Raw genomic sequence first — 10,036 nt, forward strand, 5'->3', positions numbered from 1 at the left:
CCATGCACCCGCCGGGACCGAGAGGTCACAACCCTACTCGTGAGGGCTGCAGAAGGGATGGTCCTCTAATGAGCGGCCGACGCGTCGTCATCACCGGCATCGAGGTGCTGGCCCCCGGCGGCACCGGAACCAAGGCGTTCTGGGAGCTGCTGAGCCACGGCCGCACCGCGACCCGGGGGATCACCTTCTTCGATCCCAGCCCGTTCCGCTCCCGGGTCGCCGCGGAGATCGACTTCGACCCCCGCGAACACGGCCTGAGCGCCCAGGAGATCCGGCGCATGGACCGGGCCGCCCAGTTCGCGGTGGTCGCCGCGCGCGGCGCCGTCGCGGACAGCGGCATCGACATGGAGGCCTACGACCCGTACCGCGTCGGCGTCACGATCGGCAGCGCCGTGGGCGCCACGATGGGCCTCGACGAGGAGTACAACGTCGTCAGCGACGGCGGCCGGCTCCACCTGGTCGACCACCAGTACGCGGTTCCGCACCTCTACAACTACCTGGTGCCCAGCTCCTTCGCGGCCGAGGTCGCCTGGGCGGTCGGCGCGCAGGGCCCGAGCACGGTGGTCTCCACCGGCTGCACCTCCGGCATCGACTCGGTCGGCCACGCCGTCGAGCTGATCCGCGAGGGCTCGGCCGACGTGATGGTCACCGGTTCGTCGGACGCCCCGATCTCGCCGATCACCATGGCGTGCTTCGACGCCATCAAGGCGACCACGCCCCGCTACGACGACCCCGCGCACGCCTCCCGGCCCTTCGACGGCACCCGTAACGGCTTCGTCCTCGGTGAGGGAGCCGCCGTCTTCGTCCTGGAGGAGCTGGAGAGCGCGAAGAAGCGCGGCGCGCACATCTACGCCGAGATCGCGGGCTACGCGACGCGCTCCAACGCGTACCACATGACCGGTCTGCGGCCGGACGGCGCCGAGATGGCCGAGGCCATCCGGGTGGCGCTCGACGAGGCGCGGATGAACCCCACCGAGATCGACTACATCAACGCGCACGGCTCGGGCACCAAGCAGAACGACCGCCACGAGACCGCCGCGTTCAAGCGGAGCCTCGGCGACCACGCGTACCGGACCCCGGTGAGCTCCATCAAGTCGATGGTCGGCCACTCGCTCGGTGCCATCGGCTCCATCGAGATCGCCGCCTCCGCGCTGGCCATGGAGAACAACGTGGTGCCGCCCACGGCGAACCTGCACACCCCGGACCCCGAGTGCGACCTCGACTACGTGCCGCTCATCGCACGCGAGCAGCTCACCGACGCGGTCCTGACCGTCGGCAGCGGCTTCGGCGGATTCCAGAGCGCCATGGTGCTGGCCCGTCCTGAGAGGAGCGTGGCATGACCACCTCGGTGGTAGTGACCGGACTGGGCGTCGCCGCCCCCAACGGGCTCGGCGCGCAGGACTTCTGGGCCGCGACCCGCGGCGGGAAGAGCGGCATCGCCCGGATCAGCCGCTTCGACGCCTCGTCCTACCCCTCGCAGCTCGCGGGTGAGGTCCCCGGCTTCGTCGCCGAGGAGCTGCTGCCGAGCCGGCTGCTTCCGCAGACCGACCGGATGACCCGGATGGCGCTGGTCGCCACCGACTGGGCGCTCGCCGACGCCGGGGTCACCCCGGAGCAGCTGGACGCCTTCGACATGGGCGTGGTCACGGCCAGTTCGTCCGGCGGCTTCGAGTTCGGCCAGGGCGAGCTGCAGAAGCTGTGGAGCCAGGGCAGCCAGTACGTCAGCGCCTACCAGTCCTTCGCCTGGTTCTACGCGGTCAACAGCGGCCAGATCTCGATCCGTAACGGCATGAAGGGCCCGAGCGGCGTCATCGTCAGCGACCAGGCGGGCGGCCTGGACGCGGTGGCGCAGGCCCGCCGGCAGATCCGCAAGGGCACCCAGCTGGTCGTCTCCGGGTCCATCGACGCCTCGGTCTGCCCGTGGGGCTGGGTCGCCCAGCTCACCAGCGGCCGGCTGAGCACCAGCGACGAGCCGTCGCGCGCCTATCTGCCCTTCGACGCCGACGCGGCCGGCCATGTGGCCGGCGAGGGCGGCGCCATCCTGATCATGGAGTCCGCCGACGCGGCCCGGGCCCGCGGCGCCCGGATCTACGGCGAGATTTCCGGCTACGGCGCGACCATGGACCCCCGGCCCGGCAGCGGGCGCGAGCCCGGCCTGCGCAAGGCCATCGAACTGGCGCTGGCCGAAGCCGGCGTCGAACCCGGCGACGTCGACGTGGTCTTCGCGGACGCGGCGGCCGTACCGGAGCTCGACCGGATCGAGGCCGAGGCCATCACCGCGGTCTTCGGGCCCCGGGGCGTGCCGGTGACGGCGCCCAAGACCATGACCGGGCGGCTGTACTCGGGCTCGGCCCCGCTGGACCTCGCCGCGGCGCTGCTCGCCATCGAGGAGGGCCTGATCCCGCCGACGGTGAACGCCGAGCTGTCCGCCGCGTACGAGCTCGACCTGGTCGGCGCCCAGCCGCGCACCGCCGAGGTGCGCACGGCACTGGTCCTGGCCCGCGGCCACGGCGGCTTCAACTCCGCCGTCGTCGTCCGCGCCGCCAGCTGAACAGACCATCCACACCCAGGAGAAGAGAGACACACGATGGCCAAGGAATTCACCCTCGACGACCTCCGCCGCATCCTGCTCGAAGGAGCGGGCGCGGAAGAGGGCGTGGACCTCGACGGCGACATCCTCGACGAGCAGTTCGAGGCGCTGGGCTACGAGTCGCTCGCCCTGCTGGAGACGGCGAGCCGGATCGAGCGCGAGTACGGCATCTCCCTGGACGAGGACGTGCTGGCCGACGCGCAGACCCCGCGTGCCCTGATAGCCGCGGTCAACGCCCAGCTCAGCGTCGCCGCCTGAGGTCAGGACGCCAGGGGCCGGGCGGAGCCGTCCGCCCGGCCCCGCCCCTCGTCACCGGACACACCCCACCAGTGGAGAAATCAGCATGACGCAGCAGGACAAGCGGGTCGCCCTGATCACCGGCGCCACCAGCGGGATCGGCCTGGCCGTCGCCCGGCTCCTCGCCGAGCAGGGCCACCGGGTCTTCATCGGAGCCCGTAACGCCGAGAACGTCGAAGCCACCGTCAAGCAGCTGCGCGAGGAGGGCTTCGAGGCCGGCGGCACCAGCCTCGACGTCCGCTCGAACGACGACGTCAAGGCCTTCGTCCAGGCCGCCGTCGACCAGTTCGGCACCGTCGACGTGCTCGTCAACAACGCGGGCCGGTCCGGCGGTGGCGTCACCGCCGACATCGCCGACGAGCTCTGGCACGACGTCATCGACACCAACCTCAACAGCGTCTTCCGGCTCACCCGCGAGGTGCTGACCACCGGCGGTCTGCGGGAGAAGAACCGCGGCCGGATCATCAACATCGCCTCCACCGCCGGCAAGCAGGGCGTCGTGCTCGGCGCGCCCTACTCGGCCTCCAAGCACGGTGTCGTCGGCTTCACCAAGGCTCTCGGCAACGAGCTCGCCCCCACCGGCATCACGGTCAACGCCGTCTGCCCCGGTTACGTCGAGACGCCGATGGCGCAGCGGGTGCGGGCCGGGTACGCAGCCGCGTACGACACCACCGAGGACGCCATCCTCGACAAGTTCCAGGCGAAGATCCCGCTCGGCCGCTACTCGACCCCGGAGGAGGTCGCGGGTCTGGTCGGCTACCTGGCCTCCGACACCGCCGCCTCCATCACCGCGCAGGCCATGAACGTCTGCGGCGGCCTCGGCAACTTCTGAGCCGTCCCGCCCCCGCCCCCCTGAACCCAAGGAGAACGAGCATGTCGCAGCAGGGCCTGCGCGAGGTGGAGCACGAGATCACGATCTCGGCCCCGGCCGCCGCCGTCTACCGCCTGATCGCCGAGGTGGAGAACTGGCCGCGGATCTTCCCGCCCACCATCTACGTCGACCACGTCGAGCGCGCCGAGACCGAGGAGCGCATACGGATCTGGGCCACCGCCAACGAGACGGCCAAGAACTGGACCTCGCGCCGCACTCTGGACGCCGAGGCCCTGCGCATCACGTTCCGCCAGGAGGTGCCGGCCCCGCCGGTCGCCGCCATGGGCGGGACCTGGATCATCGAGCCGCTGTCGGAGACGGAGTCCCGGGTCCGGCTGCTCCACGACTACCGGGCGATCGACGACGACCCGGAGGGCCTGGCCTGGATCGACCAGGCGGTCGACCGCAACTCCCGTTCCGAACTGGCCGCGTTGAAGACCAACGTGGAGTTCGCGCACGCCGCCGAGGAGGTGACCTTCTCCTTCGAGGACACCGTGCAGATCGCCGGCACGGCCAAGGACGTCTACGACTTCATCAACGAGGCCGACCGCTGGCAGGAGCGGCTGCCGCACGTGGCGTCCGTACGCCTGGAGGAGCTGTCGCCGGGGCTGCAGATCCTGGAGATGGACACCCGCGCCAAGGACGGCTCGACCCACACCACCAAGTCGTACCGGGTGTGCCTGCCCGCCCGGAAGATCGCCTACAAGCAGGTCACGCTCCCGGCGCTGATGACCCTGCACACGGGCTACTGGACGTTCGAGGAGAACGCGGACGGCGTCGCGGCCTCGTCCCAGCACACCGTCGTCCTGAACACCGAGAACATCACCCGGATCCTGGGCCCCGAGGCGGGCGTCGCCGAGGCCAGGGAGTACGTCCGGACGGCGCTGAGCACCAACAGCCGGGCCACGCTGGGTCATGCGAAGGACTACGCGGAGCAGAAGCGCTGACCATGGCCGGCCTGTCCACGGAAACCCAGGTCGTGGTGGTCGGAGCGGGCCCCGTCGGGCTGATGCTCGCGGGCGAACTTCGGCTCGGCGGAGCCGAGGTGGTCGTCCTCGACGACCGCCCCGGCCCGACCACCGAATCACGGGCGTCGACCCTGCACGCCCGCACCATGGAGATCCTCGACGCCCGCGGTCTGCTCGACGAGCTGGGCACCCCGGCGGACGAGCCCCGCGGGCACTTCGGCGGGGTGCCGATGAGCCTGACGCTGCCCAGCACGCACCCGGGCCAGTGGAAGGTCTCCCAGACCCGTACCGAGGAACTCCTCCAGCGGTGGGCGACGGGGCTCGGCGCCGACATCCGGCGCGGGTACACCCTGCGCGAACTCGCCGTGGGGGAGGAGGGGGTCGAGGCCGTGGCCGACGGCCCCGGCGGCCCGCTGCGGGTGCGCGGATCCCATCTCGTCGGCTGTGACGGCGAGCGCAGTACGGTGCGCCGGCTGATCGGCGCCCCGTTCCCAGGGCAGGACGCCGGCCGGGAGATGCTCCGCGCCGACGTGCGAGGGATCGACATCCCCGACCGGCGGTTCCAGCGGCTGGCCGGCGGGCTCGCCGTCGCCGCCACCCGGGAGGGCGTGACGCGGGTGATGGTGCACGAGTTCGGCGCCGCCGTGCCCGCCCGCACCGGGGAGCCGCGGTTCGAGGAGGTGGTGGACGTCTGGAAGCGGGTCACCGGGGAGGACATCAGCGGCGGAACCCCGCTCTGGGTCAACTCCTTCGGCGACGCCAACCGGCAGCTGGCGCGGTACCGCCACGGCCGGATCCTCTTCGCCGGGGACGCCGCCCACCAGCAGATGCCGATCGGCGGACAGGCCCTCAACCTCGGTCTGCAGGACGCCTTCAACCTCGGCTGGAAGCTGGCCGCCGAGGTCACCGGCCGGGCGTCCGCCGGGCTGCTCGACAGCTATCACACCGAGCGCCACGACATCGGCCGGCGAGTCCTGGCCAACATCAGGGCGCAGGCCGGACTGCTGCTCGGCCGCCCCGAAGTGGAGCCGGTCCGGGCGCTGTTGGCGGAGCTGCTCACCCTCGACGACGTACGCGAGCACCTGGCCGGGAAGATTTCCGGGCTCGACGTCCGCTACGACGTCGGCCACGACGGCGGTGCGCCCGACGCGGGCCCGGCCCTGCACCTGCTCGGCCGCCGGCTGCCGCCCGTACACGTGACGACCGCTCAGGGAGAGCTCCACACGGCGGTCCTGCTGCGCGGCGGCCGCGGGGTGCTCCTCGACCTCGGCGTCACCGGCGAGGACGGGACACCGGAGGACGTCGTGGCCGGCTGGGCGGACCGGGTCACGCTCACCACGGCCCGGGCCACGGACGACGGACTACCGGCCGGGACGGCCCTCCTGGTGCGCCCCGACGGTCATGTCGTCTGGGCGGGCCCGCGCCGGGCGGGGGCGACGGACGCGCTGCGGCGTTGGTTCGGAGAGCCTGTCCGGAATTGACAATGGCCTGACCTGACTTTCCTTGAAAAATCCCGTCGACGCGAAGATCCTGGAACCGGATTCCATCGATTCCGTTCCCGGATATCGCGTTGACTCATGGAGGTGGAGACGTGAAGGGAATTATTCTGGCCGGCGGGCTCGGAACCCGGCTGCAGCCGATTACATTCGGAGTGTCGAAGCAGCTGCTCCCCGTCTATGACAAGCCGATGATTTACTACCCATTGTCGGTGCTCATGCTCGCCGGCGTCACCGATATCCAGATCATTTCCTCACCCACCGACCTCGGCGGATTCCGCCGTCTCCTCGGCGACGGATCGGACCTCGGTCTGAACCTCACGTACGCGGAGCAGGACAAGCCGCGGGGGCTCGCGGACGCGTTCGTCGTCGGCGCCGACCACATCGGCGACGACTCGGTGGCCCTGGTCCTCGGCGACAACATCTTCCACGGCCCCGGCTTCAGCGAGGTCCTGCGGCAGAACGCCCAGGACGTCGACGGCTGCGTGCTGTTCGGCTACTCGGTCCGCGACCCCGAGCGCTACGGGGTCGGTGAGATCGACGCGTTCGGCAACCTCGTCTCCCTGGAGGAGAAGCCCGCCGAGCCGCGCTCCAACCTGGCCATCACCGGCCTGTACTTCTACGACAACGACGTGGTCGAGATCGCCAGGCAGCTGGAGCCCTCGCCGCGCGGCGAGCTGGAGATCACCGACGTCAACCGGGCGTACCTGGACGCCGGCCGGGCCAAGCTCGTCCAGCTGGGGCGCGGCTTCGTCTGGCTGGACACCGGCACCCACGACGCCCTCGCCGAGGCGGGCCAGTACGTCCAGCTCCTGGAGCACCGGCAGGGCGTGCGCATCGCCTGCATCGAGGAGATCGCCTGGCGGATGGGATACATCGACCAGAACGCCTGCCACCGGCTCGGCAGCAGGCTGGCCGGATCTCCGTACGGCCAGTACGTCATGGAGACCGCCGCCGCCGGCTGACAGAATTCCCGCGCCCCGAGTTCGCCCCGAACGCGACCCGAGTTCGCCCCCTCCGCCCGAGCGGAATTCCCTTTCGAGAAGTGGAACAGTCTTGCCTGCCAACACGTTCGAAATCCGGCCGTCCGAGGTGTCGGGAGGCGGGGCATGAGAATTCTCGTGACCGGAGGGGCCGGATTCATCGGCTCGCATTACGTACGCTCGGTTCTCGCCGGTGCGTACGGTGCGGACCCGGGGACCCGGATCACCGTCCTCGACAAACTGACGTACGCCGGAAACCGCGACAACCTGCCCGCCGTCCACGACCGGCTGGACTTCGTGCGGGGTGACATCTGCGACGGCCCGCTGCTGCGCGAACTGCTGCCCGGTCACGACGCCGTGGTGCACTTCGCCGCCGAGTCGCACGTGGACCGGTCCGTCGACGGCGGCGCCGAGTTCGTCCGCACCAACGCACTGGGCACCCAGTGCGTCCTGGAGGCGGCGCTGCACAGCGGCGTGGAGCGGGTCCTGCACGTCTCCACCGACGAGGTGTACGGCTCCATCGACGAGGGCGCCTGGACGGAGGAGTGGCCGCTGCTGCCCAACTCCCCGTACGCCGCTTCCAAGGCGAGCTCCGACCTCATCGCGCGCTCCTACTGGCGCACGCACGGCCTCGACGTCTCCCTCACCCGCTGCTCCAACAACTACGGCCCGTACCAGCACCCCGAGAAGCTCATCCCCAGGTTCGTCACCAACCTGCTGGAAGGCGTCCAGGTCCCCGTCTACGGCGACGGCCGCAACCGTCGCGAGTGGCTGCACGTGGACGACCACTGCCGGGCCCTCCACCTCGTCCTGACCAAGGGCGGGGCCGGCGAGGTCTACAACGTCGGCAGCGGCAACGAGCTCGACAACCTCTCGCTGACCCGGCGGATCCTGGAACTCTCGGGCGCCGACGAGTCGATGATCCGTTACGTCGAGGACCGCAAGGGCCACGACCTGCGCTACTCCCTGGACGACACCAAGATCCGCGAGCAGCTCGGCTACGCGCCGCGCGTCTCCTTCGACCAGGGGATCGCCGAGACCGTCGCCTGGTACCGGGACAACCCCGAATGGTGGAAGTCCGTCAAGCACCGCGCCGCAGCAGCCGGGAGCGCCTGATGCGAGCCGCCGAGAACCGAGAGGGAACATCCGTGGACACGGACGTGATCATTGTCGGCGCCGGCCCGACCGGGCTGATGCTCGCCGGTGAACTGCGGCTGGGCGGCGCCGACGTCATCGTCGTCGAGCGCCTGAAGCTGCCCACCGGCCAGTCGCGCGGCCTCGGCTTCACCGCCCGCGCCCTGGAGTCGTTCGAGCAGCGCGGCCTCGTCCCGCGCTTCCCCGGCCTCGAGACCAGCCCGATGGGGCACTTCGGCGGTGTGCAGTTCGACTACACCACCCTGGAGGACGCCCACTTCGGCGCCCGCGGCATCCCGCAGTCGCAGACCGAGGCGGTCCTGGAGGGCTGGGCGCTGGAGCTCGGCGTCGACATCCGGCGCGGCTGGGAGTTCACCGCCCTCACGCAGGACGAGGACGGCGTCGGCATCACCGCCGACACCCCCGACGGCGAACAGCGGCTGCGCGCCGCCTACCTGGTGGGCACCGACGGCGGCAACAGCCCGGTGCGCAGGGCGGCCGGCTTCGACTTCCCCGGCACCCCGGCCACCCGCGGCATGTACCTCGCGGACGTGACCGGCTGCGGGCTGAAGCCCCGGTTCCTCGGCGAACGCCTGGACGGCGGCATGGTGATGGCGGCTCCGCTCGCCGAGGGCGTGGACCGCATCATCGTGTGCGAGCACGGCACCCCGCCGGCTGACCGCAGCGAGACCCCGGAGTTCGCCGAGGTGGCCGCCGCCTGGCAGCGGCTGACCGGCGAGGACATATCGGGCGGCGGCGCCGAGTGGGTCAGCTCCTTCACCGACGCCACCCGGCAGGTGAGCGAGTACCGGCGCGGCCGGGTGCTGCTCGCCGGCGACGCGGCCCACATCCACCTGCCGGCCGGCGGGCAGGGTCTGAGCACCGGCATCCAGGACGCCGTCAACCTCGGCTGGAAACTGGCCGCCACGGTGCGGGGCTCGGCCCCGTCGGACCTGCTGGACACCTACCATGCCGAACGCCACCCGGTCGGCGCCCGGCTCCTGATGAACACCCGGGCCCAGGGCCAGGTCTTCCTCGGCGGCCCGGAAGCGGACCCGCTGCGCGAGCTGTTCGCCGAACTCATCGCGTACGACGACGTCAAGAAGCACCTCGCGGGCATCGTCAGCGGTCTCGACGTCCGCTACGACATGGGCGCGGCCCAGGACGGCGCGGCCCAGGACGGCGGCCACCCGCTGGTCGGCCGCCGGCTGCCCCCGCGCGTCCTGCGCACCGCCTACGGCGACCGCACCGGCGCCGAACTGCTGCACGGCGCCCAGGGCCTGGTGCTCGACCTCACCGACGACCAGGCGCTGCGCGAGGCCGTGGCGGGCTGGAAGGACCGGGTGCTCACCGTCACGGCGACGCCCGCCGGGCCGCGGGACGCCGCCGTGTTCGCGGACGCCGCCGTCGTCCTGGTCCGCCCCGACGGCTATGTCGCCTGGGCCGGTGCCGACCCGGCGGAACTGTCTGCCTCCCTCACCCGCTGGTTCGGTCCCGCCGCCGCGCTCTAGTGCCCGCTCCACCGATTCGTAAGGAACTGTGATGTCCCGTCGTCTCTTCACCTCGGAGTCCGTGACCGAGGGGCACCCCGACAAGATCGCTGACCAGATCAGCGACACGATTCTCGACGCGCTGCTGCGTGAGGACCCCACGTCCCGCGTGGCCGTCGAGACGCTGATCACCACCGGCCTGGTGCA

General features: G+C 71.3%; 10 protein-coding genes. All 10 read left to right on the forward strand.

Annotated elements, in window-relative coordinates; genetic code table 11:
- The first annotated feature begins 68 nt into the window (after window positions 1–68).
- The gene (locus tag Q5762_RS36340; protein ID WP_315896604.1) at window positions 69–1,340 is read left to right on the forward strand and encodes a beta-ketoacyl-[acyl-carrier-protein] synthase family protein; all 1,272 of its coding nucleotides are present in this window, start codon (window positions 69–71) and stop codon (window positions 1,338–1,340) included.
- Window positions 1,337–2,551 carry a ketosynthase chain-length factor gene (locus Q5762_RS36345; protein ID WP_315896605.1) on the forward strand — a complete coding sequence of 405 codons (1,215 nt, stop codon included), beginning with the start codon at window positions 1,337–1,339 and terminating at the stop codon, window positions 2,549–2,551. The genes Q5762_RS36340 and Q5762_RS36345 overlap by 4 nt, the downstream gene beginning before the upstream one ends.
- Window positions 2,552–2,587: 36 nt before the next feature.
- The gene (locus tag Q5762_RS36350; RefSeq protein WP_315896606.1) at window positions 2,588–2,848 is read left to right on the forward strand and encodes an acyl carrier protein; all 261 of its coding nucleotides are present in this window, start codon (window positions 2,588–2,590) and stop codon (window positions 2,846–2,848) included.
- Window positions 2,849–2,933: 85 nt separating this feature from the next.
- Entirely contained in the window at window positions 2,934–3,719 is a 786-nt protein-coding gene (gene fabG, locus Q5762_RS36355; RefSeq protein WP_315896607.1) for a 3-oxoacyl-ACP reductase FabG, read from the forward strand.
- Between the two features lie 41 nt (window positions 3,720–3,760).
- Window positions 3,761–4,705 (forward strand): aromatase/cyclase, encoded by a 945-nt coding sequence (locus tag Q5762_RS36360; RefSeq protein ID WP_315896608.1) that lies wholly within the window; start codon window positions 3,761–3,763, stop codon window positions 4,703–4,705.
- 2 nt (window positions 4,706–4,707) lie between these two features.
- Complete coding sequence (locus Q5762_RS36365) at window positions 4,708–6,207, forward strand: FAD-dependent monooxygenase (protein ID WP_315896609.1); 1,500 nt, start codon at window positions 4,708–4,710, stop codon at window positions 6,205–6,207.
- A gap of 110 nt (window positions 6,208–6,317) precedes the next feature.
- Window positions 6,318–7,187 carry a glucose-1-phosphate thymidylyltransferase RfbA gene (gene rfbA / locus Q5762_RS36370; RefSeq protein ID WP_315896610.1) on the forward strand — a complete coding sequence of 290 codons (870 nt, stop codon included), beginning with the start codon at window positions 6,318–6,320 and terminating at the stop codon, window positions 7,185–7,187.
- A gap of 144 nt (window positions 7,188–7,331) precedes the next feature.
- A complete protein-coding gene (gene rfbB / locus Q5762_RS36375; protein WP_315896611.1) occupies window positions 7,332–8,321 on the forward strand; it encodes a dTDP-glucose 4,6-dehydratase in 990 nt (329 codons plus the stop codon).
- Complete coding sequence (locus Q5762_RS36380) at window positions 8,321–9,850, forward strand: FAD-dependent monooxygenase (protein WP_315896612.1); 1,530 nt, start codon at window positions 8,321–8,323, stop codon at window positions 9,848–9,850. The genes rfbB and Q5762_RS36380 overlap by 1 nt, the downstream gene beginning before the upstream one ends.
- Before the next feature lie 31 nt (window positions 9,851–9,881).
- Window positions 9,882–10,036 (forward strand): S-adenosylmethionine synthetase N-terminal domain-containing protein (locus Q5762_RS36385; protein ID WP_315896529.1); only part of this gene is annotated, 155 nt, incomplete at its 3' end.

The sequence above is a fragment of the Streptomyces sp. P9(2023) genome, assembly GCF_032436795.1.
Lineage (GTDB): Bacteria > Actinomycetota > Actinomycetes > Streptomycetales > Streptomycetaceae > Streptomyces.

Coding starts and splice junctions, on each gene's coding strand:
- rfbB (WP_315896611.1), top strand. CDS start 7,332: ATGAGAATTCTCGTGACCGGAGGGGCCGGATTCATCGGCTCGCATTAC.
- Q5762_RS36380 (WP_315896612.1), top strand. CDS start 8,321: ATGCGAGCCGCCGAGAACCGAGAGGGAACATCCGTGGACACGGACGTG.
- Q5762_RS36345 (WP_315896605.1), top strand. CDS start 1,337: ATGACCACCTCGGTGGTAGTGACCGGACTGGGCGTCGCCGCCCCCAAC.
- Q5762_RS36340 (WP_315896604.1), top strand. CDS start 69: ATGAGCGGCCGACGCGTCGTCATCACCGGCATCGAGGTGCTGGCCCCC.
- fabG (WP_315896607.1), top strand. CDS start 2,934: ATGACGCAGCAGGACAAGCGGGTCGCCCTGATCACCGGCGCCACCAGC.
- Q5762_RS36350 (WP_315896606.1), top strand. CDS start 2,588: ATGGCCAAGGAATTCACCCTCGACGACCTCCGCCGCATCCTGCTCGAA.
- Q5762_RS36365 (WP_315896609.1), top strand. CDS start 4,708: ATGGCCGGCCTGTCCACGGAAACCCAGGTCGTGGTGGTCGGAGCGGGC.
- Q5762_RS36360 (WP_315896608.1), top strand. CDS start 3,761: ATGTCGCAGCAGGGCCTGCGCGAGGTGGAGCACGAGATCACGATCTCG.